Annotated in this window: 23 protein-coding genes; 10 read left to right on the top strand and 13 right to left on the bottom strand. The window is 71.4% G+C overall.

Annotation, left to right across the window (positions count from 1 at the left end; translation table 11 throughout):
• Positions 1–4: 4 nt before the first annotated feature.
• Together HNR67_RS29635 and HNR67_RS29640 are read right to left on the bottom strand one after the other, a co-directional pair.
• The gene (locus tag HNR67_RS29635) at positions 5–2266 is read right to left on the bottom strand and encodes a lactonase family protein (protein WP_185005470.1); all 2262 of its coding nucleotides are present in this window, start codon (positions 2264–2266) and stop codon (positions 5–7) included.
• A 114-nt stretch (positions 2267–2380) separates the two neighbouring features.
• On the bottom strand, positions 2381–2683 hold the full coding sequence (locus HNR67_RS29640) for a hypothetical protein (RefSeq protein ID WP_185005471.1): 303 nt from the start codon (positions 2681–2683) through the stop codon (positions 2381–2383).
• A 109-nt stretch (positions 2684–2792) separates the two neighbouring features.
• Between HNR67_RS29640 and HNR67_RS29645 the strand changes: the two genes are divergently transcribed.
• Complete coding sequence (locus HNR67_RS29645) at positions 2793–4454, top strand: hypothetical protein (RefSeq protein WP_185005472.1); 1662 nt, start codon at positions 2793–2795, stop codon at positions 4452–4454.
• On the opposite strand, the gene HNR67_RS29650 is transcribed toward HNR67_RS29645, so the two are convergent.
• Both HNR67_RS29650 and HNR67_RS29655 read right to left on the bottom strand, forming a co-directional pair.
• The gene (locus tag HNR67_RS29650; protein ID WP_185005473.1) at positions 4440–6557 is read right to left on the bottom strand and encodes an NB-ARC domain-containing protein; all 2118 of its coding nucleotides are present in this window, start codon (positions 6555–6557) and stop codon (positions 4440–4442) included. The two genes, HNR67_RS29645 and HNR67_RS29650, sit on opposite strands and share 15 nt — an antisense overlap.
• A gap of 171 nt (positions 6558–6728) precedes the next feature.
• Positions 6729–7604, bottom strand: a complete 876-nt coding sequence (locus HNR67_RS29655) for a phosphotransferase family protein (RefSeq protein WP_185005474.1) — start codon at positions 7602–7604, stop codon at positions 6729–6731.
• Between the two features lie 102 nt (positions 7605–7706).
• Here HNR67_RS29655 and HNR67_RS29660 point away from each other — a divergent pair, with 102 nt between their 5' ends.
• Complete coding sequence (locus HNR67_RS29660) at positions 7707–8723, top strand: terpene synthase family protein (RefSeq protein WP_185005475.1); 1017 nt, start codon at positions 7707–7709, stop codon at positions 8721–8723.
• Here the strand turns inward: HNR67_RS29660 and HNR67_RS29665 are convergent.
• The gene (locus tag HNR67_RS29665; RefSeq protein WP_185005476.1) at positions 8720–9142 is read right to left on the bottom strand and encodes a hypothetical protein; all 423 of its coding nucleotides are present in this window, start codon (positions 9140–9142) and stop codon (positions 8720–8722) included. The two genes, HNR67_RS29660 and HNR67_RS29665, sit on opposite strands and share 4 nt — an antisense overlap.
• An 822-nt stretch (positions 9143–9964) precedes the next feature.
• Here HNR67_RS29665 and HNR67_RS29670 point away from each other — a divergent pair.
• The gene (locus HNR67_RS29670; RefSeq protein ID WP_185005477.1) at positions 9965–10822 is read left to right on the top strand and encodes an SDR family NAD(P)-dependent oxidoreductase; all 858 of its coding nucleotides are present in this window, start codon (positions 9965–9967) and stop codon (positions 10820–10822) included.
• A gap of 5 nt (positions 10823–10827) precedes the next feature.
• Here HNR67_RS29670 and HNR67_RS29675 read toward each other — a convergent pair whose 3' ends face one another.
• Positions 10828–12069: a YbiU family protein gene (locus HNR67_RS29675; protein WP_185005478.1), complete on the bottom strand. Its 1242-nt coding sequence runs from the start codon at positions 12067–12069 to the stop codon at positions 10828–10830.
• A 43-nt stretch (positions 12070–12112) separates the two neighbouring features.
• On the opposite strand from HNR67_RS29675, the gene HNR67_RS29680 reads away from it, so the two are divergent.
• Entirely contained in the window at positions 12113–13252 is a 1140-nt protein-coding gene (locus HNR67_RS29680) for an ROK family transcriptional regulator (RefSeq protein WP_185005479.1), read from the top strand.
• A 7-nt stretch (positions 13253–13259) separates the two neighbouring features.
• Here the strand turns inward: HNR67_RS29680 and HNR67_RS29685 are convergent, their stop codons facing one another.
• The gene (locus HNR67_RS29685) at positions 13260–13919 is read right to left on the bottom strand and encodes a TetR/AcrR family transcriptional regulator (protein ID WP_185005480.1); all 660 of its coding nucleotides are present in this window, start codon (positions 13917–13919) and stop codon (positions 13260–13262) included.
• 87 nt (positions 13920–14006) lie between these two features.
• Here HNR67_RS29685 and HNR67_RS29690 point away from each other — a divergent pair, with 87 nt between their 5' ends.
• Positions 14007–15506: an MFS transporter gene (locus HNR67_RS29690; protein ID WP_185005481.1), complete on the top strand. Its 1500-nt coding sequence runs from the start codon at positions 14007–14009 to the stop codon at positions 15504–15506.
• 66 nt (positions 15507–15572) lie between these two features.
• Here HNR67_RS29690 and HNR67_RS29695 read toward each other — a convergent pair whose 3' ends face one another.
• The 3 genes from HNR67_RS29695 to HNR67_RS29705 are packed head-to-tail and all read right to left on the bottom strand — an operon-like array spanning position 15573 to position 17538.
• A complete protein-coding gene (locus tag HNR67_RS29695; protein ID WP_185005482.1) occupies positions 15573–16277 on the bottom strand; it encodes a hypothetical protein in 705 nt (234 codons plus the stop codon).
• Positions 16274–17152 (bottom strand): ATP-binding cassette domain-containing protein, encoded by an 879-nt coding sequence (locus tag HNR67_RS29700; protein ID WP_185005483.1) that lies wholly within the window; start codon positions 17150–17152, stop codon positions 16274–16276. The genes HNR67_RS29695 and HNR67_RS29700 overlap by 4 nt, the downstream gene beginning before the upstream one ends.
• A complete protein-coding gene (locus HNR67_RS29705; protein ID WP_246492625.1) occupies positions 17149–17538 on the bottom strand; it encodes a GntR family transcriptional regulator in 390 nt (129 codons plus the stop codon). The genes HNR67_RS29700 and HNR67_RS29705 overlap by 4 nt, the downstream gene beginning before the upstream one ends.
• 69 nt (positions 17539–17607) lie before the next feature.
• Between HNR67_RS29705 and HNR67_RS29710 the strand changes: the two genes are divergently transcribed.
• Positions 17608–18456, top strand: coding sequence for a siderophore-interacting protein (locus tag HNR67_RS29710; protein ID WP_185005484.1), 849 nt, complete (start codon positions 17608–17610; stop codon positions 18454–18456).
• A 16-nt stretch (positions 18457–18472) separates the two neighbouring features.
• Here HNR67_RS29710 and HNR67_RS29715 read toward each other — a convergent pair whose 3' ends face one another.
• Entirely contained in the window at positions 18473–19105 is a 633-nt protein-coding gene (locus HNR67_RS29715; protein WP_185005485.1) for an HAD-IA family hydrolase, read from the bottom strand.
• 20 nt (positions 19106–19125) lie between these two features.
• Positions 19126–20103 carry a TerC/Alx family metal homeostasis membrane protein gene (locus HNR67_RS29720; RefSeq protein WP_246492626.1) on the bottom strand — a complete coding sequence of 326 codons (978 nt, stop codon included), beginning with the start codon at positions 20101–20103 and terminating at the stop codon, positions 19126–19128.
• A 93-nt stretch (positions 20104–20196) separates the two neighbouring features.
• On the opposite strand from HNR67_RS29720, the gene HNR67_RS29725 reads away from it, so the two are divergent.
• From HNR67_RS29725 to HNR67_RS29740, 4 genes are all read left to right on the top strand, one after another.
• The gene (locus HNR67_RS29725; RefSeq protein ID WP_185005486.1) at positions 20197–20361 is read left to right on the top strand and encodes a helix-turn-helix domain-containing protein; all 165 of its coding nucleotides are present in this window, start codon (positions 20197–20199) and stop codon (positions 20359–20361) included.
• A 54-nt stretch (positions 20362–20415) separates the two neighbouring features.
• Positions 20416–21444: an IS607 family element RNA-guided endonuclease TnpB gene (gene tnpB, locus HNR67_RS29730; RefSeq protein WP_246493642.1), complete on the top strand. Its 1029-nt coding sequence runs from the start codon at positions 20416–20418 to the stop codon at positions 21442–21444.
• 93 nt (positions 21445–21537) lie between these two features.
• Positions 21538–22425 (top strand): bifunctional helix-turn-helix transcriptional regulator/GNAT family N-acetyltransferase, encoded by an 888-nt coding sequence (locus tag HNR67_RS45885; RefSeq protein ID WP_185005488.1) that lies wholly within the window; start codon positions 21538–21540, stop codon positions 22423–22425.
• 7 nt (positions 22426–22432) lie between these two features.
• Entirely contained in the window at positions 22433–23140 is a 708-nt protein-coding gene (locus HNR67_RS29740; protein WP_185005489.1) for an RraA family protein, read from the top strand.
• Here HNR67_RS29740 and HNR67_RS29745 read toward each other — a convergent pair.
• Positions 23104–23835, bottom strand: coding sequence for a class I SAM-dependent methyltransferase (locus HNR67_RS29745; protein ID WP_344960530.1), 732 nt, complete (start codon positions 23833–23835; stop codon positions 23104–23106). The genes HNR67_RS29740 and HNR67_RS29745 overlap by 37 nt on opposite strands.
• Positions 23836–23856 lie beyond the last annotated feature (21 nt).

Below are 23856 nucleotides of genomic sequence, written 5' to 3' on the forward strand. Positions count from 1 at the left end.
CCGGCTACCGGTCGACCGGGGTGTGCCGGTGGATCTGCACCCGGCCGACCGAGTTGTCCTCGCGGAAGATCACGTGGTCGCCGCTGGGCAGCCGGGTCGCGGTGATCCCGGTGACCGCGATGTCCACCAGGCCCGCGGTCTGGCCGATCTCGGTGCCGGAGTAGAGCGAGCCCTGGTAGCGGCCGTCGTCCGCGCGGTAGCTGCGGATCCGGCCGTTGGGCGGCACCGGCGTGGTGCCCTGGTCGGCCACGTAGACCCGGTTGCCCGCCACGGCCAGCGCCTGCGGGAAGCAGTAGTCCCGCCCGTTGCTCCAGCAGGACTGGTAACCCATGTCCACCGACCAGGACCGGCTGGGTGCCGCGGTGCTGAAACCCTTGTATGCGGCCAGGATGTAGCGCGGCGAGACCCCGCCCGCCGGTTCCGCGCCGAGCCTGCCGTAGAGGTAGGCGGTGTCGGTGGCGGCGACGTAGTGCACCTGCAGGATCCGGTCCATCGGCACCTCCGGCAGCTCGATCTCCCTGCCGTCGGCGTAGCGCGGGTTGTGCGCGCGGTCGAAGGAGTCGACCTTGAAGTGGAACACGGTCTTGGGCTTGCCGCCGACCCCGCCGCCCCAGATCCCGCCCTTGTCGTCGATGGAGGTGCCGTAGCCGATGTAGTTGATCCGGCCGGTCATGGTGCTGATCTCACCAGGGTCGATCCGGCAGTTGGGCTGGGCGTGCGGCTGACCGGGCTCGCCGCCGCCGTCCACCCATTTCTGGTACAGCCCAGCGGTTCCCGGGGTGCCGTTGGGCCAGTCGTTCATGCCGACCGAGAACAGCACCGAGGGCCGGGCGATCTCGCCGTCGAAGCGGTACACGCCCATGGTGTAGCCGCCCGCGACCGGGATCGCGTACAGGTACTTGCGCTCCACCCCGTCCGCGCCCTTGAGGTAGCGCACCGCGGCCGGGATGTTCTGGTAGTTGTCCTTGTTGTTCGGCAGGACATCCCGGGCGTCGTCCGGGCACCCGGCCCGGTCCAGGGTCTGCCGGGTCCGCTCCGGCGCCCATTCCTGACCGGGAGTCGTCCGGGTGTAGTCCAGCGAGTACTTGTGGTACGCGGAGTACACCGTGCCGGGGTCACGCGGGTCGGGCACCACGTTGTCGGAGTGGATGTAGTTGATCAGCTTGGCCTGCAACGCCTTCGCCGGGGTGAACCGCCGGATGTCCACCCAGCCGTAGGCCCCGGTGCTGTTGGAGCCGACGTGGATGTGGCCGTCCCTGTCCAGCCCGACCGCGGTCAGGTTGTCGAAGCGGTCATTCGCGTAGACCCCGCCGCCCGCGGCGAGTCCGCCCGGCTGCCCGAGCCTGTCCACCAGCCGGAGTTTGTCCACACAGGACACACAGTCCTCGTAGACCCGGACCTGTTGCGCCGCAGCGGCATTGTCCGCGATCACCAGCCGGTTCGCGTTGACCGCCACCGCCACCGGCGCACCGCCGACGTCGGTCAGCGTCGACCCGGCGGTCAGTGCCCCGGATGCCTGCACCGTCCAGCTGGACAGCACCCGAGCGCCGGAAGCGTTGTCGGACAAGGCGTACAGCGTGTTGCTTCCTGCCCGGAAGGCCAGCGCACCCGGGTTCTGCACGGTGGTCTTGGCGACCACGGTCATCCGTTCGCGCTCGTAGACGTAGATCGTGTTCTCCTGCGGCCGGGTCAGGAACACGAACCCGCGCCCCGTGCTCACGCCGCCGGGCAGCCCGCTCAGCTTGCGTCCCGCGGTCTTGCCGGCGTGCAGTGGATCCCCGCCGGGGAACTCCGAGATCGGGATCGACCCGTTCGCCGCCGGTGTGGCCCGCTGGTAGCGGACCAGCAACTGCCCGCCGTCCCTGGTCACGTCGGCGTAGAAGTACTTCTCGTCCCCGGTGACCACCGACCCGCCGGTCCCCTGCCGCTGCAACCAGGCCGTCGGCCGCAACGCGCCCTTCGCCGGATCGTGCTGGTAGACCCCGGCCTCGTGCTGACCCTCGTCGCTGACCGAGTTGGTGAACACCCGCCCATCGGCCACCAACGGATCAACCCAGATCCCGGACAGGTGGTTCTGCACCCACCGCCGGTAGGTGGGCCAGGTCGTGCCCTCGCTGTGGGCGGCGTCCTCGGGCAGCAGGGTCTCCCCCAGCCAGGACACCCGGTGCGGGATCGGTGGATCATCGGCGGCCACGGCCGTCGAGCCGAGCATGGGTAGCAGGAGCAGCAGGGCCAGCCCCGCGCCCAGTGGTGAACCGCGTCTCATCGACCTTCTCCTCGGGTGTCGGCGATGGTGCTGCCGAGGGAGCTTGGCCCAACAGACATATGGAGTACGCATACCCGAGCCGACGCGGTCCGGCGCGCGGCTCAGGCGGGCGGCTCAGGCGGGCGGCAGGTACTTCGGCGCCAGGAACTCCTCGATCGGCCGCGGACCCACGTACTGCCGGCACGGGCATTGCGCGTAGGTCGTGCCCACGTACTCACCCGCGTCGTTGTAGGACTTCGGCCGCGGCAGTTCCGCGTGACAGGTTCCTGCGGTGGGGTCGTGCATGGCCAGGGAGTGGCCGCAGCCGCAATCGGCGGTGAGCGGGGGTTCGGGGGCGCGTTTGCGGCGGCTGAGCAGTCCGCCGAGATAGCCGAGGAGCAGCAGGCCACCACCGACGGCCAGGGTGACCGGGTCCATCAATCCCCACCTCTTCCGCTGGCAATGCGCCATTCTACCCGGAATTCTGCCGATTCCCGTTCCTGTGTATCCTTCGCCAGTTGGCAGGCGCCATTGTCGCGGAGGTCGCGTGCTGCCCGATGTTGACCTGTGGGCGACAGTGCGGCCACAACGCACTGTCCTCGCCGTGGTGCGCAACCTGACCTCCCTGGTCCGGTTGCTCGACATCGTGCCGCTACTGGATTCGGACAACCGGCTCGCGGTGCATTTCACCCTCGACTCCGGCTCGGTATTCACCGCTGGTCTGCACGGGCAGCTGGACCGATTCGGCATCACCCTGCTCGACTGGGAGGTGGCCGCGAAATCCAGCTTCGACCTCGTGCTGGCCGCGCACGTCAATCCCTCGCTGGCCGAACTGGACGGGCCATTGCTGGTGGTGCCGCACGGGGCCGGATACAACCGCCGCCTGCCCAGCCGCACCAACGAGAAGGACGCCCCGGTCGGGCTGTCCCCGCATGAGCTGACCGTGGACGGCGAGGTCTTCCCCACGGTCATCGGCCTGTCCCACGAACGTCAGCTCAGCGACCTCGCCCTGCACACCCCGGCGGCGGCCGAGCGGGCCAGGGTGATCGGCGATCCGACCTGGGACCGGATCCGCGCGGCCGAGGTCCGGCGGTCGGCCTACCGCGCGGCTCTGGGCGTCGAACCTGGTCAGCGGCTGGTGCTGATCAGTTCCACCTGGGGTGAGCGCTCGCTGCTGGGGCAGCGGGACGAGCTGGTGGAGCGGCTGCTCGCCCAGCTGCCGGTGGACCACTACCGGGTGGCCTTGGTTTTGCACCCGAACGTGTGGGCCTACCACGGGGTCGGGACGGTGCGGGCCTGGTTCCGGGACGCCCTGGACAGCGGGCTGCTGCTGATCCGGCCGGAGGACAGCTGGCAGGCCGCGCTGATCGCCGCCGATCTCAGCATCGGCGACCACGGCTCGGTGGCCTTCTACGGCGCGGCGCTGGGCAGGCCCTTCCTCAACTCCGCCAGCGGCCTGGACGATCTCACCCCCGGCTCGGTCACCGGCAGGCTGGTGTGCACCGCCCCCGTCCTCAGCGTGCGTGATGACCTGCGCGAACAGGTCGAACAGGCCACCGCGTCCGCCGAGCTGGTGGAGATCACCGGCGACACCCTTGGCCTGCCCGGCGGATCCGCGGCCGAACTGCGCCGGACCTGCTACGAACTGCTCAAGCTCGACCAGCCCGCGCACCCACCGCGGATGCTGCCGATCAGCGCGCCCAACCCGGTGCGCGGCGCGGCGATCACCGCCTTCCATGTGCTGTACAGCGTCACTGAGTCCACTGTGGACATAGAGCGGTTTCCCGCTATCCTGCAACGGTTCCGGCGAATCAGTGATACCGGCGACTACCTGCTGGTGGTCGACGACGACGAGGTCGATCCCATCCTGCGGGCCACCGCGGAGATCATCGTGCGCACCGGCCCGCTGACCGGGACCGAGCTGGCCGACTGGGCCGCGCACGCCCTGGCCGAGGGCACGGCCGCGCTGGTGGCCGCGGTCTCCGAGCACCGATGCGTGCTGACCTTCCGCGATCCGGCGCTGGGCGTGGTCTCGTTGTGGCCCTGCGCCCCCGAGCCGCTGCGGGTGTTCCTGGCCGCGGTCGCGGTCTACCGCTGGCGGGTCAGCAGCCGCGAGCTGGAACCGGGCGTCAAACTCAGCGCGCGCCTGGCCGACGGCCCGGTGACCGAGGTCTGCGTGGAGAGCGTGCGGCCGCTACCGCAGGTCTGAGGCGGTGCCGCCGGTCAGCTCACGCAGCCGGGCCAGCGCGTCCGCCCGCAGTTCGGCGTCGGCCAGCCGCTGGGCGATCTCCACCAGTGCCTGCAACGCCCGGACCTCCCGCTCCGGCTGCCCGCGCAGGCGCATGATCCGGATCGCGGCCTGCAGGTGCACGCAAGCCTGCCGGTCCTGGCCCAGCGCGACGTGCGCGTCACCGAGCACGATCCGGGCGCGGGCCGCGGAGAACTCGTCGCCCACCTCGTAGAACTTCAGCAGCGCCTGCTGGATCACCGCGATCGCCTCGGTGTGCTCGCCCTGCCGCTGCAGCACCCCGCCGAGCTGGTAGCCCTGCATGGCCACCCCGCGCACATCGCCGATCTCCTCGTTGACACTCAGTGCCTGCCGGAAGTGCCCCGCGCTCTCCGCCAGCCGGTTCTGCCTGCTGCGCAACACACCGTAGGACTCCACCACCACCGCGCGGGCCCTCGGGTCGCCACTGGCCACCGCCCTGGTCTCGGCCTCCTCCAGCTCGCGCTCGGCCGCGGCGAACTCGGCCAGCTCCAGCCAGGCCCTGGCCAGCTGGTTGCGCATCCGGGTCTCCGCGGTCAGGTGCCCGCAGCGCTCCGCCGCGGCCACGCCAAGCTGGTGTGCCGCAATGGAATCCGCGAAGTGCTGGCGGGTGTGGTAGGCCGACCAGAGCGCCTCGCAGAGTTGCCACACCACATCGTCCCAGCCCTGTCCGGCCGCGCAGCGCACCGCGGCCAGCAGGTTGCGCCGCTCCAGCTCGAACCAGCCGGTGCCGCTGCCCTCGGCGAAGACGAAGGTCGGCGCGGTCTCACTGCGCGGGGCCAGCCGCCAGCGGTCCTCGCCGAGCACCGCCCGGTCCGCGGCGGCCGCGCCGTGCCGGTACCAGTCCACGATGCCACGCAGCACCGCGGCGTGACCGGCGGCCTGGGGTGCGGACTGACCGGCGTGCAGTTTGACCAGTTCGTGCATGCGGTAGCGATCCGGTCCGGTGACCTCGACCAGGTGCGCCTCGCTCAGCTCGTCCAGGGCGTCCTCCACCGCCTCCGGCGCCAGTCCGGTGGCCGCGGCCAGCACGTGCTGCCCGAAATCCGGGCCGGGGTGGGCGCCAACGCAGTGGTAGACCGCCCGGCCCTCGACGGAGAGCTGGCCGGCCGCGGTCTCGAAGAGCTGGTCGAATGGATCCCGGTCCTGGGAGGACAGCCTGCTCAGCCGGTGCCCCTCATCGCTGAAGTAGTCCACCAGCCGCCGCAGTGACCAGTGCCGCCGGTGCGCCAGCAGCGCGCCGACCACCCGCAGCGCCATCGGCAGCCCGGCGCACAGTTCGGCCAGCACCTCCAGCGCGGCCTGGTCGTACTCGGCGCTGCCCCGCCTGGTCTGCTCCAGCAACAATTCCACGCTGTGCGCCGGATCCAGCGGGTGCACCGGGATCAGTTCGGCGCCCTCCGAGCCGAGTCCGCTGAGCTTGCTGCGACTGGTCACCAGCACCACACCGGCGGGCGAACCGGGCAGGAAGGCACGCACCTGGCCGGGCTGGTCGGCGTTGTCCAGCACCACAAGCACATTCGACTCCGCGGTCATGGTGCGAAACTTCGCCGCCCGTTCCGGCAGCCGGATCGGCAACGGCCGGTGCTCGCCCAGCGCGCGCAGAAAACCGGCGAGCACCTCATTCACATCCACGGCACCGCGATGACGGTATTCGTTCAGATCCGCATAGAGCTGCCCGCCGCCGAAGCGGGCGCGATTCTCGTGCGCCCACTGGAGTGCGATCGCGGTCTTTCCGACTCCGCTGAGCCCGCTGAGCACCGCCACCATGGACCGGCCGCGGCGCCGGTATGACTCGGCCAGGCGGTCCAGGTTGGCCAGTTCGTCACCGCGATGGACCAGCCAGGCGGGGGCGGGCGGCAGTTGCCTGGGTACCTGGTGACGCTGGCCGGGGACCTGGTGGAAGTTCACTGGCCCGATCCGGTAACCCTGGACCGCGCCGCCGTAGATGTGCCCAGAGAGATCGTTGTGCGCACTGGGCGGCGGAACCGGCGGGGTGGCCCCGGTTTCCTCGTTCTCGCCGGAATCTGGCGGCTGTGCCCCCATCCCGCTCACCCCTCGGCAAACAGTCAGCCACCGATGCCCGTGTCACTGATGGTTATCCCACAGGCATAGTGGTACCGCATCAATGCGCGGAAGCGCTACCACCGCGGATCCCGAGTTGGCCGCGGCTAATGGGTTCCCGGCCGGATCCACCGGGTGGCGGTAAACCGTGGGTCAGTGTTTCCCGGCGCGGGAGTTCGGCAGCAGTGACCGCCACGGTTCGGGCGGGTCCTGGGCGAGAAAGCGGAGCAGGTCCAGCAGTCGCGCGTACGGGGGTGCGCTCCAGTGCCGTTCGTCCGGGCGCGGGCGTGGGTTGCGCAGCCTGCCCAGGGTCCAGGACAGGTTGTGCCAGAGGATCCGGGCGGTCCACGCCTCGCGGTCGGCCGGGGTGGGCAGGTAGCCGGTGAGCACGGGGTGCAGGTGGTCGAGCGGGAGCTTGACGAAGTCGGTGGCCGGGTCGGCCCAGGCCGCGTCACCCCAGTCGATGAGGGTGAGGGAACCGTTGTGGGTCAACAGGTTCTGCGGGTGGACGTCGCCGTGCACGAGCACCGGGTTCGAGGCGGGACGGTAGGGGGCCAGGTGGTTGAGCCAGTCGGTGAGCCAGGCGGCGGAGGTACGGTCGAGCAGGCCGGTGGTGGCGAGGTGGTCGACCAGTGGGCGGGGGTCGGACTCGGTGTCGGTGGGCACGCCCGGGATGGCGGTGGCCGGGGTCAGGCGGTGCAGGCGGGCGAGCTGGCGGCCCAGCTCGGTCAGGACGACGGGGTCTGGTGCGGCGAGTTCGGCGCCGGGGACGTGTTCGAGGACCAGGTAGGGCAGGTCCGGGTCGTAGCTGCGCACCTCCGGGGTACGCACGCCGGCGGCCCGCGCGACCGGGATGACGGCGGCTTCCTTGCGCAACTCGGCTGGGTCGGCGCGCGGGATGCGCAGCACCAGGTCGGGGCCCAGGCGGTAGCAGTGGTTGGCCGCGCCGGGCGGCAGCGGCTCGACCTCGCCCAGGGACCGCCCATGCCGGGCGGCGATCAGGGCCAGCACTCGTGGATCGACGGTCACGATCACCGATGCTGCTCGTTCCGGGCGGCGCGGACCACCGGTTTTCCCGCGTCACGCTTTCGAGGTGTGGACACCGGCGCGATCACGCCGCAAGCTCGCGCCGTGCAGCCGCCTTACCCGCCGCGTCGCAGCCCCGACCTGCCAAGGGCTCGCGCGCACAGCACCGCCTGGGCACACCGGATGGGCCTGGTGGCCGGACCGGATCCCTGGTTCGCGATCTGGGACGAGCAGGACCTGGCCGACTTCGACTTCCCGCTCTTCGCCGCCCTGGTCCACCCCGAGGGCCGCGGCGACACGCTGAACCTGGTCTCGGACTGGTACACCTGGAGCTGGTACCTGGACGACCTACTGCTGGAACGCCACAAGCGAACCCGGGATCCCCTGGGCGCCAGGACTTTCCTCGACCGCCTTGCCAAGATCCCACGCGGCGCGACCCCCGCCAACCCGGTCGAACACGCCCTGCACGACCTCTGGCAACGCACCACCGCCTCCCCCGCCTGGCGCTCCCGGCTGGCCGGCTGCCTGCCCAACATCGCCGACGACGCCCTGTGGGAGATCGACAACCTCGCCCAGGGCCGGATCCCCGATCCAGCCGACTACCTCGGCATGCGCCGCCTGGCCGGTGGCGCGCTCTGGGCCGCCCAGCTGGCCGAACTGGTGCTGGGACTGGAATTGCCCGCCGCGATCCGGGACAGCACGCCGATGCGCAGGCTCGGCGAGGCCTTCGCCGATGTGGTCGACCTGCACAACGACCTGCTCTCCTACCGCCGGGAAACCGAGTACGAGCAGGAGGTCGGCAACGCGGTCGTGGTGCACGCGGCCTTCCTCGGCGAGGGCGTCGACAACGCCGCCACCCGCACCACCCAACTCCTGACGGCCCGGCTGGAACTGTTCGAGCACCTGTGCCACACCGAGATCCCGGCCCTGCTCACCCGGCACGACCCCAGCACCACAACCACCACCCAGCGCTACCTCGCCGGCCTGCGCGACTGGCTGGCCGGCGACTTCCAATGGCACCTGGAAACCCGCCGCTACCAACCGGAATCCTGGCAACGCAAGACCCGCCCCACCCTCGGCGGCCCCCACGGCCTGGGCACCTCGGCGGCCCGGGTGCACTAGTCGGGCGTGAACCCCGGATGCCCACTGAGCGCCACCACCTGGTCGGCGGTCAACGGCACCCGGCCAAGTCGAGACCCGCCCCGCCAGAACCGGGACTGCAGCTCGTCGGCCCCGTCCTGGGACCGGATGGTCAAGCGCAGCTTGCGATCCGGCCGGAACCGGTCGGCGGTGATCGCCCGCTGCTCGGCCTCGCCGCTGCGGTCCACCATGGACACCGTGTCACCGCCGTCCTGCGGCAGGATCCGGCAGAACTTCTCCTGGTGCTTGAAACACCCCGGCTCCCCGGAGGTGATCGGCGGGCTGGTGAAGAGCACCAGCACCACGCCGTAGCCGGACCCGTCGGTGACCAGGGCGCCGATCTCGTAGGAGCGGCTGCCCAGGGCGGGCTCGACCGAGGAGGTGATCCGCTCGATCCGCAATCCGGCTGGGAGCGCTCGGCGAAGCTCGTCTTCCAGGCGTGGGGAGCGCTGGCGGACGGGGTCTGTGGGGACTTCTTCGAGGGTGGCGGGGCGGGGGGCGGGTGAGCGGCCAGGGGGGTGGATGGCGGCGGTGGCGGGTTTGGGGGCGGGGAGGGGGTCGGGGACTTCGGCGACTGTGCACGCGCTCGCGATCAGGCCGCAGGCCAGGAGTCCGGCGGCGATTCCGCCACGGCTCGCGGAGTTCCGGCGTGCCGCGGGGGTTCCGGCCCGCCCCGGCGACTCGCGCGGCCCGACGGTGATCCCGCCCCGCCTCGGTGACTCCTGTCGCCCAGCGGCAGTTCCGCTGTGCTCCGACAATCCCCTGCGCCCGACAGCGATTCCGTCCCGCGCCACCGACTCCCGCCGCGCCGTCGCCTCTTTCTGCCCGGTCTCCCGAGCCCCGACCGCTACCCCATGCCCCGGCGACTCCGGCCGCGCGACCGCGATCTCATCCCGCCTCGCTGATTTCCGCCGCGCCCCGGGAACTCCACCTCGCCCCGGCAAACCTCGACGCCCGACGGCGATTACCTCCCGCGCCAACGCCTCTCGCCGCTGGACCGCGATCCCGTCCCACTCCCCCAGCTCCCGCTGTGCCGCGGCCGCTGCTCCCCGCCTCGCCAACCACCCCAGCCCCGCCAGCCCCCAGCGCCCCATGCTCCCCAGCCCCTCCACCACCAGCCCCACTCCGGGCTGCTTTCCGCCTGTCCGCCCACCCTACTAACTTCAGTCCTCACTGAAACCACAGTCCCCACGAACCAACCCAACCCTGGCAAGATCGACCCCATGGCGGAAACCCTGCGGCTCGACGGCCGCATCGCAGTGATCACCGGCGCCAGTGCGGGAGTCGGTGCGGCCGCGGCCCGGCGGCTGACCAGGCTCGGCGCGACCGTGGCGATCGTCGGCCGCTCCCCGGAGAAGACCGCGGCCGTGGCGGAAGAGCTTGGCGTGCAGTCGTTCCTGGCTGACTTCGGCAAGTTGGACGAGGTCCGGCGGCTGGCCGCCGAGCTGCTCGCGCGGTATCCGGTGATCGACATCCTGGCCAACAACGCCGGTCTGCAGTCCACCAAGCGGGTCACCACCGTGGACGGGCACGAGCTGACCTTCCAGGCCAACTACCTCGCGCCCGTGCTGCTCACCCACCTGCTCGCGCCCGCGCTGGGCAGCGCGCGGGTGATCTCCACGGCCAGTGCCGCGCATTCCTGGGCGAAGCTGGACCTGGACGATCTCAACTGCGCCAAGGGCCGGTTCCGCAGCACCAATGTCTACGGACGCTCCAAGCTCGGCAACGTGCTCTTCACCCAGGAACTCGCCCGGCGGGCCGCGGGTACGGGGCTGACCGCGTCGAGCTTCCACCCGGGACTGGTCGCCAGCGACTTCTTCCGCAGCGACGGGGTGTTCGGGCTGTTCGGCAAGCTGATGATCAAGTCACCGCTCGGGAAGGTGATGGCGGTCAGTCCGGACCAGGGCGCCGCTCCGCTGGAACACCTGGCGGCCACGCCGGACGCGGAGTCGGTGAACGGGGCCTACTTCCACCTGCTCAAGCGGCAGCCGCCCAAGGGCGCCCAGGTGCATGACCCGGCGTTCGGGCGGGAGTTGTGGGAGCGGACGGTGCGGATCCTCGGGGTCGACCCGGTCTGGTGATCCGGTCAGTCCAGGCCGAGTTGGTTGCGGCCCAACGGGTTCAGGTCGGCGGGGGTGGGGCGGCCGGTCCAGGTGGTCTCGTAGTCCTCTGGGGCGAAGTCGGCTGGGCTGGCGCCGGCCAGGAAGGCTTCGCCGCAGCGGGCGGCGTACTCGGCGTTCTTCGGGCAGTGCGGGCTGGCCGGGATGTACATGACGTTGGCCCAGCCGCGCTGGCCGGTGACCGCGCCGACCGAGTGGATCAGGTCGCCGTGCCACCACACCGTGTCCCCCGGCGCGACCGCGGGGATCGGGGTCAGCGCGGGCAGCAACTCCGCGTGCCACTGCTCGCTGATCGGCAGTGCCTGGCCGTTGACCGCGCCGCACAGGTCGTCCTCGGGCACGTCGTCCTGTAGCGCGCGCAGCAGCAGGTAGGCCATGGCGGACGGGATGGGCACCACCTGCAGCACGCCCTCGGTCGGCGCCATGTCCGACAACGCGGTCCAGCCCTGGAAGGTGCGGAAGGCCGAGCACATCACCGTCGAGGAGTACTCGTGCACCTCGGTCCGGTACGCGCCGTCCCACGGGTCGTACCTCGCGGGCTCGCCGGCGAAGACGTGCCGGAAGACCTGCTGGTAGGCGGGCAGCAGCCAGCGTTCCACCGAGCCGGAGTCGGTGTGCGGGGACAGTCCGGCCGAGTTGGCGCCGGGGGCGCGGCGGCGGACCCGGTCGGGGTAGGCGGTGTCGCGGGCCGGGTCGAACCAGACCCGGCCTTCGGACTCGTGCTGCCAGAAGCCGTTGAGGAAACCGCGGACCGCGGCCATGTTCGGGTCCGATCGGGCCTCCATTTGCGGGCCGGACCAGTAGATCGGGAAGATCGACGGCTTGCCGGCGGCCAGGCCGCCGAAGACACCGTCGTCGAGGTAGCGGTAGGAGCCCTCGAAGTCGTTGCGGGCCAGGTAGTCCACCAGTTCGGCGTCCCAGGACTCGGCGCGCTCGCGCGGGAAGGTGCCGCGGATGACCGCGCAGCCGCGGCGGCGGATCGCGGCCCGCTGCTGCTCGCCGACCTCGGCCAGCTCGGCGAACTCGAGTACCGGCCAGACCTCCTCGCCGCGTTCGCGCTGGGCGAGCACCGCCGCGACCTCGGTCCGCATTTGCGCGCTCACCTGGGCGAACGCACCCGCCACATCGCCGACCCGCGCGCGCAGTTCGGCCTTGGCCGCCCGGATGGCGGCGGGGAAGTCGGTGGGAGCCGCGGTGGTGGACGTCATTTGGTAACCTCACCTAACTAGATCCTGATGGCAGGCTAGGCCGGTGACACGAGAGCGCGCAAGCCTCAGCAGGGAACTCCCGCAGTCGGTGCTGCGCACGGGCACCGACGCGCGGCTGCTGGCCGAGGTCATCGCCCGCGGCCGGGTGACCCGCGCGGAACTGGCCACCGCCACCGGGATCTCCAAGCCGACCGTGTCCGAGTCGGTGCGCCGCCTGGTCGAGGCCGCGCTGCTGGATGCCACCGGACCGGCCGAGACCGGCAGGCGCGGGCGAGTGGGCACGTTCTACGAACTCGGCACGGCCGCGGGCTGGGTGCTCGCGGTGGTACTGGACCAGTCCGGGGTGCGCGCGCGTTCGGCGGACCTGGCCGGGGTGATCCGGCACGAGCACACCCGGCCACCGGGCAAGCCGGGCGACAGCGCCGCCGTGGTCAGCGGGCTGCGGGCGGTGGTGCAGCACGCACAGGAGGCGATCGGGCCGGAGCGCGGGCCGTTGCGGGCGGTGGCGGTCTCGGTGGCCAACCCGGTCGCGCCCGGCTCCCGCGAGGTGGTCGCGCTGCCGGGTTCGCCGTTCCCGGAGGGCCTGGTCAGCCCGGCGGAGGTGTTGGCAGCGGTGACCGGCGCGCCGGTGCTGGTGGACAACGACGTGAACCTGGCCGCGCTGGCCGAGCACCGCTCCGGCGGCGCGGCGGGCGCGGACAGCTTCGCCTACCTGCACATCGGCGCCGGACTGGGCGTCGGGCTCTACCTGGGCGACCGGCTCGTCCGCGGCGCGCACGGGCTGGCCGGGGAGATCGGCTACCTGCCGGGCGCGGGCGCGGACACCCTGGCCGGCGAACTCAGCGCCGCCGGGTTCGGCCGCAACGACGTGGACGCGGTACTGAACCTGTTGTCCGCCAACGAAAGCACCGCGCGCAGCCGGGCGATCGGCACGCTCAGCGCGGGGATCGCGCGCGCGGTGGCCTCGGTGACCGCGGTGGTGGATCCCGGGCTGGTGCTGCTCGGCGGCCCGGTCGGCACCCACCCTGCGCTGCTGGAACCGGTGCGCGCCGCGGTCGCCGCCCGCTCCCCCGCACCGGTCCGGCTCGACCACGGCGTGCTCGGTGCGCTGGCCCCGGCACACGGCGCGCTGCACCTGGCCCTGGAACACGCCACGGCCGCGGCGGTGCGTGCGGCGGGCTGAGGCCGGGTCAGCGCCGGCCGAGGTGCAGTTCGATGCCGTCCAGGATGCGGGCCAGGCCGAACTCGAACTCCTGGTGCACGTCGATCTCCGGGCCGAGCGCGGTGGCCAGCGCGTTGAGCCGGGGGCAGGCGTCGGACTCGCTCAGCCGCTCCCGCCACCAGCCGGTGGTGGCCCTGACATCGGGCACCACCTCCCCGCCCAGCCACACCATGCCCAGCCCGTGGCCGTGACTGGTGACCACGCCCAGCAGGTAGAGCTGCTCGCGGGGCTCCAGCCGCAGGCCGTCGAAGCTGGCCAGCGCCCACTCCATGTTGGCGATCAGGTTCGGCCCCAGCGGCGGGCGGGCGGTGGCGGTGGCGGCCAGCATCCACGGGTGCGCGTGGAAGGACCGCCAGTCCTGCCAGGCCACCGCTTCCAGGGCGTCCCGCCAGTGTGCCGGGCGCGGCTCGGGGTAGGCGTACTCCCCCGCCACCCGGTCGATCATGAGTTCGACCAGCCGCTCCCGGTTGACCACGTGCCGGTACAGCGCCATGCCGGTGGCGCCGAGGCGCTGGCCGACCCCGCGCATGGTCATCGCGTCCAGCCCGCCCTCATCCGCCAGGCCGATCGCGGTGTCCACGATCAGCTCCTGGGTCAGGCCGGGTCGCCGGGTCGCCGTCTCCCGCATGTTCCTCCACTCGGTTGCCCCTGCGGCGATTCGAAGTATACGTTGTAAGCGTTCAAGGGGTTTACGACGTAAACAAGGGGATCTCCCATGCGATGGCTTGGCCTCGCGGTGCTGGCGCTGCCCACCGTGCTGGTGTCCATGGACCTGTCCGTGCTCTTCTACGCGGTGCCGGCGCTCAGCGCGGAGCTGCGGCCGAGCAGCGACCAGCTCCTGTGGATCCTGGACCTCTACGGCTTCGTGCTGGCCGGGCTGCTGATCACCATGGGCACCCTGGGCGACAGGTTCGGGCGGCGACGGGTGCTGCTGGGCGGCGCGGCGCTGTTCGGGGTGGCCTCGGTGCTGGCCGCGTACGCGCCGAGCACCGAACTGCTGATCGCCGCGCGGGCCCTGCTGGGCGTGGCCGGGGCGACGCTGGCGCCGTCCACGCTGTCGCTGATCCGCACCATGTTCACCGATCCGCGGGAACGTCAGATCGCGGTCAGCGTGTGGACGCTGGGGTTCGCCGGCGGCACCATGATCGGCCCGGTGATCGGCGGCCTGCTGCTGGAGCACTTCTGGTGGGGCTCGGTGTTCCTGCTCAACGTGCCGGTGATGCTGCTGTTGCTGGTGCTGGGCCCGATCCTGCTGCCGGAGGCGCGCAACCCCGACCCCGGCAAGTTCGACCTGAGCAGCGCGGCGCTGTCACTGGCCGCGATCCTGCCGGTGATCTACGGCGTGAAGAAGATCGCCAAGGAGGGCCTGGCCTGGTCGCACCTGGCGGCCATCGCGCTCGGCCTGGTGCTGGGCTGGGTGTTCGTCCGCCAGCAGCTGCGCGCGCGGCAGCCGATGATCGACGTGCGACTGTTCCGGCACGTCCGGTTCAGCGGCTCGATCGTGGCCTGCACCATCACCTTCCTGATCCTGGCCGGGATCGGCCTGTTCGTCTCGCAGTACCTGCAGCTGGTGCTGGGTTACAGCCCGTTCGAGGCCGCACTGTGGTCGCTGCCGGGCATCGTCGGGATGCTCGGCGGCGTCGGCCTGGCCACCATGGTCGCGGCCAGGGTGCGCCCGGCCGTGCTGGTGGCCACCGGATTGATCCTGACCTCGGCCGGGTTCGCGCTGTTCGCGCAGGTCGGCGTGGACAGCGGGATCCCGTGGCTGCTGGCCTCGCAGGTCGTGCTGGCCGCTGGCGTGGGCGCGGTGGCCAGCATCGCCACCGACCTGGTGCTGGCCACCGCACCACCGGAGCGCGCGGGTGCGGCGGCGGCGATCTCGGAGACCGCCAACGAGTTCGGCGGCGCGGCCGGCATCGCCATCCTGGGCAGCCTCGGCGCGGTGGTCTACCGCGCCGGGCTCTTCGACAACCCGCCGACCGGGCTGACCGGCGAGCAGCTCGCCGCCGCCGGGGACACCCTGGCCACCGCGGTGCGGATGGCCGGCGAGCTGTCCGGCGAGGTGGGCCAGGCCCTGCTGCTCACCGCCCGGACGTCCTTTGTGGACGGCCTGCACTGGGTGGCCTGGATCGGCGCGGCGGCCTGCCTGGTGCTGAGCGGGTTCGTGCTGGTGGTGCTGCGCTCGGTGCGGCCGACCGCGGAGGTCAAGGCGTAGCAGCCGGACGGCCGGACATCGTGGGCCACGATGTCCGGCCGCACCGGATCCCCCCTGCGATTGGTCCTAAGTGGACACTGTGCGGACCGGGATGTCCCGCAGCAGCAACCAGACCCCACCGAGCACGAGCGCGATCAGGGCCAGACCCGTCGGCGCGGACACGGCCAGCGGCAGTGGCCCGAACAGGACCAAGCCGGACCCGCTGCCGAGCCAGGTGCCCGCCAGGAGGTTGCCGACCACCAGCACCGCCAGGCCCACCGGCAGGGACAGCACCCCGAGCCCTGCGTTGCGATAGAAACTCGCCCCAACCAGCGCACCCACCGCACTGAAGACTCCGAAGGACAGGAACTGGGTCAGCAGCACCACGGGCACCTCGGTCGCTGCGGTGAAATACCGGTGCGGGGCAACGGCTTGCGGCCAGCCCGCGATCGCGTACACCCCGCCTTCGAGGAGGTAGCCCGCGGTGGCCAGCACCGCCAGCAGCACGGCAAGCACGCCGACGAACCCGGCCACCCGCGCGGTGTACTCGCGCCGGGTGATCCCGTTGGCCAGGTACACCGGCAGGTAGGTGTGGACCAGCCAGGCGGTGAACCCGAAGGCGAACCACAGCGCGGCCTGCAGCACGTTGTCCCACACGCTCAGGGTGACCGTGCCCCACAGCGCGATCCCGGTCAGCACCAGGCCGACCACCACCGCGAAGGCCAGCCACAGCAGCACCACGAAGGCGAAGATCCCCGGCAACGGGAACCGCAACGGCCGATACCCGCTCATGCCCGCTCCTCCGCCCCGGTCAGGTGGATGATGAGTTCCTGCAAGGACAACGGCCCCAGCTCCACGTTCGCCGCCGCAGCCGCGGCCCGCCTGCCCGCGTCCAGTTCGCCGTAGACGACCGCCTGCCGGGTCTGCCCCAGCGCGCGCTCGCCGATGACCTGCAGGCCCTCCACGATCCCGGCCACCACCTCGGCGGGCCCGGTCACCGACACCCCTCTGCCGAGCAGCTCGTCCACCTCCTCGAACGCGGCCAGCCGGCCATCGTCAAGCAGCACAACACGTTCCAGCAGCGGAGCCACCTCGTCGATGAGGTGACTGGCCAGCAGGAAGGTGCGCGGCCGCGCGCTCTGCTCGGCGATCAGCTCGTCGTAGAAGGTCATCCGGGACGGCGCGTCCATGCCGAGGTAGGTCTCGTCGAAGATGGTCAGCGGCGCCCGGCCGGCCAGCCCCAGCACCACCCCCAGTGCCGATCTCCGACCGCGGGACAGCTCCCGCAGGCGTTTGCGCGTGCTGATCCCGAACTTGTCCGCCAGCTCGGCGGCGTAGTCCGCGTCCCAGTCCGGCCGCAGCTCGGCGGCCAGGTTGAGTGCCTCACGCACCCGGTCACCGCTCTCCACGGTGTCCCCGGCCTCCCGGATCAGGCAGATCCGCCGGGTATTGCGCGGGTTCTCGAACACCGGCTCACCATCGATCCGCACCTCGCCGCCGGTAGCCCGCCGGAAGGCGGCGAGCACCGAGAACAGGCTGGACTTGCCTGACCCGTTGCGCCCGAGCACCCCGCAGATGCCCGGCCCGTCCAGCCGGAAACTGATGTCCCGCAACGCCGTCGTCGCGCCGTAGCGCAACTCCAGCCGGTCAACCTCGACCGTGATCATGCCCCCTCCTCGGTCAGTTCCCTGATCCGCCGCACGACCTCGTCCAGTGGAATCCCGATGGCCTTGGCCTGCGCCACCATCGGATCCACCACATCGGCGAAGAACCGCTCCCCCCGGCGGGCCCGCAACACCTCGCGGGCATCCGCGCTGACGAACATCCCCAGACCTCGCTTCTTGTAGAGCACACCCCGCTCGACCAACTGCTGGAACGCCTTGGCCGCCGTGGCCGGGTTGATCCGGTAGAAGGCGGCGTACTGGTTGGTCGACATCACCTGCTCATCAGCGGCCAGCGCTCCACTGAGCACGTCCGCCTCGATCCGCTCGGCGATCTGCCGGTAGATCGGACTGCCGTCGTTGAACATCCCGACTCCGGTCCTGTGGTTCATTACTCCACTAATGAACCACAGGACATGCCGATCCCGCAAGAAAGCGAGCAGTTAGGTTAGGCTACCCTCATGACCAAGCTGTCGCGGTTCGACCGCCTCCAGTTGAGCCTGCTCAGCTCCGCCACCTCGCTGGTGATGGCCGCGCCGACCGCGCGCGAGGAGGTGGACCAGTTCCTGATGACAGTCACCTCGATCCGCCAGGTGGCGCCCAAGGTCCGGCGGATCACCTTCCACGCCAACGAGTTCGGGCACTTCGTCCCGACCGGCCCCGACGAGTACTTCGGCCTGCTGATGCCGCAGGCCGGGCAGCAGGGCGTGTTACTCCCGGCCGAGCGGATGAACGTGCGGGCCGCGATCCGGCGGATGCCCGCGACGGCCCGGCCCGAGCTGCGCTGGTACACCATCCGCGAACTGCGTGCCGCCGACGGCGAGATCGACGTGGACTTCGTGCTGCACGCCGACGCCGGCCCCGGTTCGGCCTGGGCCGCCGCGGCCAAACCCGGTTACGTGGTCGGCTTCCGCACCGGTGGCTCCTGCTACCAGCCCCCGGCCGACGCCCGGAACCAGCTGCTGGCCGCCGACGACACCGCACTGCCGGCACTGGCCGCGATCCTGTCCACTGTGGACGATGACGCGGTGGCAGGGCTGCGGGTGCTGGTGGAGGTGCCCGGCGCGGAGTACCGGGTGCCACTGGATGAGCGGGTCGAGGTGACCTGGCTGACCCGCGACGGCGAACCGGGCGCGGAACTGGTGCGCACGCTGCGCGCCTGCGACCTGCCGGAGCTGGACTACGCCTGGGTGTGCGGGGAGTCCGGGCTGGCCACCGGGGTGCGGCGGCACCTGGTCAAGGAGCGCGGCCTGGATCGGCGGCGGGTGTTGTTCTCCGGGTACTGGAAGGTGGGCGCGGCCCGCACCTGAGCCGCGCCCGCGCGCGTCAGCCGACCCGCAGCCCGTCGCCGTCCCAGGTGACCCCGGTCAGGTCGGGCACCGCGCTGCTCGCCGCCTCGGTGGCCTCGCCCTTGCCGACACCGAGCACGTGCCCGGCCCCGGCGGCCAGTCCGGCCTGGATCCCGGCCGCACTGTCCTCCACGACCACGCACTGCTCGATCGGCACACCCAGCCGCGCGGCCGCGGTCAGGTAGCCCTCTGGCGAGGGCTTGCCCTGCTGGACGGTCTCACCGGTGATGGTGACCTCCGGCAGCGGCAGCCCGGCCGCGGCCAGCCGGGCGCGCAGCAGCGGCAGGGTGGCCGAGGTGACCACCGCCCAGTTGCCGGGCAGCGCGGCGAGCAGCTCCGGGATGCCGGGGATCGGCACCGTGCCCTCGGCACCGGCGATCTCGATCTGCTCGATCCGGGCGTGCCCGGCCGCCCGCGCCTCCGCAGGCAGGTAGGTGGCCACGGTGTCCTGGGAGCGGACGCCGTGCATGCCGTCGAGCACCACCGCCGGGTCCAGGCCGTGCTCGCGGGCCCACTGGCCCCATGCCTCCTCGGCGGGGCCGGTGGAGTCCACCAGCACGCCGTCGCAGTCGAAGAGCACGGCCCGGCAGGGGATGTGTCGCGAGGTCATGCACCGCACGCTACCCGGCGTCACACCGAGCGGCGGCGGGTGGCGACCAGGCTGGCCACCGCGGTCACCACGAGCACTCCGGCCACCACACCCAGCGACAACCAGTTGCTGATCTCGGGCACCCAGGTCACCGGCTGACCACTGTTGATGAAGGGCAGCTCGTTCTTCTTCAGCGCGTGGAAGACCAGCTTGATCCCGATGAACCCGAGGATCACCGCCAGCCCGTAGGAGAGGTAGACCAGCCGGTCGAGCAGGTGCCCGATCAGGAAGTAGAGCTGGCGCAGGCCGAGCAGCGCGAAGGCGTTGGCGGCGAAGACCAGGTAGGTGTCCTGGGTGATGCCGTAGATCGCCGGGATCGAGTCAACCGCGAAGAGCAGGTCGGCCGACCCGACCGCGACCATCACCACGAACATCGGGGTCAGCCACAGCTTGCCGTCGACGCGCACCAGCGACCGGCCGCCCACGTAGTCCTCGGTGACCCGGAACCGCCTGCGCAACAACCGGACCAGCGCACCCTCCTGGTACTCGTGGCTGGTCTCGCGCTGCCGGGCCAGCTGCACCGCGGTGAACACCAGGAACCCGCCGAAGATCCAGAACACCCAGCTGAACTGGTTGATCGCCGCCCCGCCGATGAAGATCAGCGCGGCCCGCAGCACCAGCGCGATCACGATGCCGAACAACAGCACCCGCTGCTGGTGCACCGCGGGCACGGCGAAGGTGGACAGGATCACCACGAACACGAACAGGTTGTCCACGCTGAGCGAGTACTCGGTGAGGTAGCCGGTGACGAAGTCGATCCCGGACTCCGCGCTGCCGAAGTACCACACCCCGACGGCGAAGATCACCGCCAGCCCGAAGTAGAAGACCAGCCACGCGGTGGCCTCGCGCACGCCGACCGCGTGCGGCCGCCGCACGGCCAGGGTGAGGTCGACCGCGAGCAGCGCGATCAAGGCGGCGATGGTGGCTGCCCATAGCCAGCCCGGCACCTGCAGGAGCATCCCGATCCTCCGGAGTTCATTGGTCGTCTCGACTACCGGAGGTCTCTCCCGTCACCGGGAACTGTCGGTGTCGCCGGTTACGGTCGTCTCGCCATGACCACGATGATCCAAGCCTACCGGTACGCACTTGCTCCCACTGCTGCTCAGGACGCCATGTTGCGATCCCACTGCGGCGGGCAGCGCTTCGCGTACAACTGGGGTCTGGCGTTGACGAAGGCGGTGTTCGCACAGCGGGAGGACGGCCACGCACCGTGGTGACAGGAGAACTCCAAGGAGTCCTACTCCTCAGGCCTGGCGAACCTGGCCACCGCCCTGGACAACTGGCGAGCATCCCGCAGCGGCGTTCGGCGCGGCCCGCGCATGCGATTTCCTCGCTTCAAGGGGCGACGAGCCTGTTTGTCGTGCCGATTCACCACGGGCACGTTCGGACTCGCCAAGCACGACCGTCGCCATGTCAGGCTCCCCCGGATCGGGTTGGTCCGCACCCACGAATCCACCCGCAAGCTGGCCAGGCACGTCGAGCGCGGCACCGCCCGCATTCGCTCCGCCACCATCTCCCATCGGGCGGGCAGGTGGTTTGTCTCGTTCTCGGTGGAGATCATCCGCGCTGCCCGGACTCCGGCGAGGCCGGACGCGGTGATCGGGGTGGATCTGGGGCTCTCCCACCTCGCGGTGCTGTCCACCGGGCAGGTCATTCCCAACCCTCGCCACCTGGAACTCGCCCAACGGACCCTGCGCAGGCTGCAACGCCAGGCCGCCCGCAGACAGGGGCCCGACCGAGGTACCCAGCGCTCCCCCTCAGCGCGCTGGCGTCGGACCCAGGACAAGGTCAGCCGCCTGCACACATCGATCACCAACGCCCGCGGCGACGGGCTGAACAAACTCACCTCCAAGTTGGCCACCACCTTCGGCACAATCGTCCTGGAGGACTTGAACGTGGCCGGGATGCTTCGAAACCGGCGGCTCGCCCGGCACATCGCCGGGGCTGGCTGGGGAGAGCTACGCCGTCAGCTCCAGTACAAGGTGCTCTGCCACGGGAGCCGCCTGCTGTTGGCCGACCGCTGGTACCCCTCCTCGAAGACCTGTTCGGACTGTGGCGTGGCGAAAGCCAAGCTCCGCCTGTCCGAACGCACCTTCACCTGCGACTCCTGCGGCATGCGCAGGGATCGCGACCTCAACGCCGCCCGCAACCTGGCGATGTTGTGTCCTCCCACAGTTGGTGGGCGACATGAAACGAGCCCGAGGGAAACCCACGTCAGACCCACCTCCGGTGGGCAACGGGTACTGCCCCGGGAAGACCCGTACCGCTCGGTGCGGGCCAACACCGCCACCGCAAGGTGACGGTTGCCCGGCCAGCACGGACTCACCTCCGCCAGCTCTACGGGTAACGGGTACTCCCCTCGTCGGTCTTGACTCTCTGACTAAGGTCAGAGAATGGACACCGGGCTGATCGAGCAGGTGCGGCGGTTCAACCGCACGGTCACCCAGCGGCTCGGCGCGCTGGACGAGGCGTACCTGGCCAGGAACCGGCCGCTCGGGCAGTGCCGGTTGCTGTGGGAGATCGGCCCGGACGGGCGCGAGGTGCGGGAGCTGCGGGCGCGGCTGGACCTGGACTCGGGGTACCTGAGCCGGATGTTGCGGGCGCTGGGTGCGGAGGGTCTGGTCGAGGTCGGTGCGGATCCGGTGGACGGGCGGGTGCGGATGGCGCGGCTGACCGCGGCCGGGCTGGCCGAGCGGGCCGAGCTGGATCGGTTGTCGGATGAGCTGGCGACCTCGATGCTGTTGCCGCTCAACGGGTCCCAGCGGGATCGGCTGAGTGCGGCGATGGCCGAGGTGGAGCGGTTGCTGGCGGCCTCGATGGTGGAGGTGGCGGTGGTCGACCCGGCCTCGCCGGACGCTCGGCACTGCGTGGACGCCTATTTCGCCGACCTGGCCGCCCGCTTCGACAACGGCTTCGACCCGGCGCGCAGCAACCCGGCCGAGGACGCCGAGCTGACCCTGCCGCACGGGATGTTGCTGGTGGCCACGCTGCACGGGCAGCCGGTCGGCTGCGGTGCGCTGAAGCTGCGCCGGCCGGACTGGGCCGAGGTCAAGCGGATGTGGGTCTCCCCCACCGTGCGCGGTCTCGGCCTTGGCCGCCGCCTGCTCGCCGAGCTGGAGACGCGGGCCGCCGCGCGCGGGGTGCGCACGCTGCGGCTGGAGACCAACCAGGCCCTGGCCGAGGCGATCGGCCTGTACCTGGCGGCCGGGTACCGCGAGGTCCCCGCCTTCAACGACGAGCCCTACGCTCACCACTGGTTTGCGAAAACCCTTGCCGGATAAGGACATCATGGACACTCACGAACTCCAGCGCCGGTTCGCGACGCTGACCACCGCGCACCTGGCCGACGCCTGCGTGCGGGCCAAGGTGCCGGTGCACTGCGCGCCCGGCCCGATGCGCCCGCTGGTCCAGGGCGCCCGGGTGGCCGGCCGGGTGTTGCCTGCCCGGCACGTCGGCAGTGTGGACATCTTCCTGGAGGCATTCGAGCACGCCGAGCCCGGTGATGTGCTGGTGGTGGACAACGGCGGCCGGATCGACGAGGCCTGCGTCGGCGACCTGGCCGCGCTGGAGGCCCAACTGGCCGGGGTGCAGGGCATCGTGATCTGGGGCCTGCACCGGGACACCGCGGACATCCAGGCGATCGGGCTGCCGGTGTTCAGCCAGGGCAGCCTGTCCACCGGTCCGCTGCGCCTGGACCCACGCCCGGCCGACGCGCTGACCGCCGCCAACGTCGGCCCGTGGACGGTGAGCACCGCGGACCTGGTCTTCGGCGATGAGGACGGCGTGCTCTTCGCCCCGGCCGACCGGGCCGCCGAACTGCTCACCCTGGCCGAGGGCATCCGGGACACCGAACGCGGTCAGGCCGACCGGATCCGCGCCGGGGTCTCGCTGCGCAGCCAGGTCGGTTTCGACGGTTATCTCCTTGCCCGCCAACAGAATCCGGAGCTGACCTTCCGCGATCACCTGCGCGCCGTCGGCGGCGCCATCGAGGAGTGACCCCGCACCGCCCAGGCCGTGGCGGTCAACGGGATCGAACCGTCCGGGGCGGTCGGTAGCCGCTGCCGCAACAGCTCGCGCAACGCGCTGCGATCACCTCGCACCGCGTACTGCCCGGCCGGTCCCTGGCCGCCGAGGAACGGCGTCCAGTAGTCGTCGAAGTCGGCGAACACGGTCGGCACGGTGATCGCCCGGACGGTGACATCGGTCAGTCCGGCGTCCGACCACAAGCGCCGCAACGGTTCGGGGCGGCACAACGGGAACCGGCGGCCCTCGTCGAGTGCGAGGGCCGCCGGATCCAGTTCCACCGCGGCCGCCCAGAACCGCCGGATGAGCTGCATCCCGTCGGCGTAGTCCCACACGTAGGCCGCCACCACCCCACCCGGCGCGACCACCCGCGCGAACTCGGCCACCGCCCGCCCCGGCGCGGCCACGAAGTTCACCGTCAACCCACTGACCACCGCGTCGAACCCACCGGCCACCGCGGGCAACGCCCCCGCCTGTCCCACCACGAACGCGGCCCCCGGGTTCCGGTCCCGCGCGACCCCAAGGAACCCGGCCGACGGATCAACCCCCAGCACCAGCTCCGGCGAACTCGCCCGCACTGCCGAGGTCAGCGCCCCCGTGCCGCACCCGACATCCAGCCACCGCCGCCCGGCGGGCACGCCCAGCCAGTCCACGAACGCCGCCGCCACCGGCCGGCTCCACCGCCCGAT

The sequence above is a fragment of the Crossiella cryophila genome, from assembly GCF_014204915.1.
GTDB classification, from domain to species: domain Bacteria; phylum Actinomycetota; class Actinomycetes; order Mycobacteriales; family Pseudonocardiaceae; genus Crossiella; species Crossiella cryophila.

Bases quoted from the DNA above. Each gene is read 5' to 3' on its own strand.
- HNR67_RS29710 (WP_185005484.1), top strand. From the start codon at position 17,608: ATGACCAAGCTGTCGCGGTTCGACCGCCTCCAGTTGAGCCTGCTCAGC.
- HNR67_RS29650 (WP_185005473.1), bottom strand. From the start codon at position 6,557: ATGGGGGCACAGCCGCCAGATTCCGGCGAGAACGAGGAAACCGGGGCC.
- HNR67_RS29690 (WP_185005481.1), top strand. From the start codon at position 14,007: ATGCGATGGCTTGGCCTCGCGGTGCTGGCGCTGCCCACCGTGCTGGTG.
- HNR67_RS29715 (WP_185005485.1), bottom strand. From the start codon at position 19,105: ATGACCTCGCGACACATCCCCTGCCGGGCCGTGCTCTTCGACTGCGAC.
- HNR67_RS29675 (WP_185005478.1), bottom strand. From the start codon at position 12,069: ATGACGTCCACCACCGCGGCTCCCACCGACTTCCCCGCCGCCATCCGG.
- HNR67_RS29640 (WP_185005471.1), bottom strand. From the start codon at position 2,683: ATGGACCCGGTCACCCTGGCCGTCGGTGGTGGCCTGCTGCTCCTCGGC.
- HNR67_RS29670 (WP_185005477.1), top strand. From the start codon at position 9,965: ATGGCGGAAACCCTGCGGCTCGACGGCCGCATCGCAGTGATCACCGGC.
- HNR67_RS29705 (WP_246492625.1), bottom strand. From the start codon at position 17,538: ATGAACCACAGGACCGGAGTCGGGATGTTCAACGACGGCAGTCCGATC.
- HNR67_RS29740 (WP_185005489.1), top strand. From the start codon at position 22,433: ATGGACACTCACGAACTCCAGCGCCGGTTCGCGACGCTGACCACCGCG.
- HNR67_RS29695 (WP_185005482.1), bottom strand. From the start codon at position 16,277: ATGAGCGGGTATCGGCCGTTGCGGTTCCCGTTGCCGGGGATCTTCGCC.
- HNR67_RS29635 (WP_185005470.1), bottom strand. From the start codon at position 2,266: ATGAGACGCGGTTCACCACTGGGCGCGGGGCTGGCCCTGCTGCTCCTG.
- HNR67_RS29685 (WP_185005480.1), bottom strand. From the start codon at position 13,919: ATGCGGGAGACGGCGACCCGGCGACCCGGCCTGACCCAGGAGCTGATC.
- HNR67_RS29720 (WP_246492626.1), bottom strand. From the start codon at position 20,103: ATGCTCCTGCAGGTGCCGGGCTGGCTATGGGCAGCCACCATCGCCGCC.
- HNR67_RS29725 (WP_185005486.1), top strand. From the start codon at position 20,197: ATGACCACGATGATCCAAGCCTACCGGTACGCACTTGCTCCCACTGCT.
- HNR67_RS45885 (WP_185005488.1), top strand. From the start codon at position 21,538: ATGGACACCGGGCTGATCGAGCAGGTGCGGCGGTTCAACCGCACGGTC.
- HNR67_RS29700 (WP_185005483.1), bottom strand. From the start codon at position 17,152: ATGATCACGGTCGAGGTTGACCGGCTGGAGTTGCGCTACGGCGCGACG.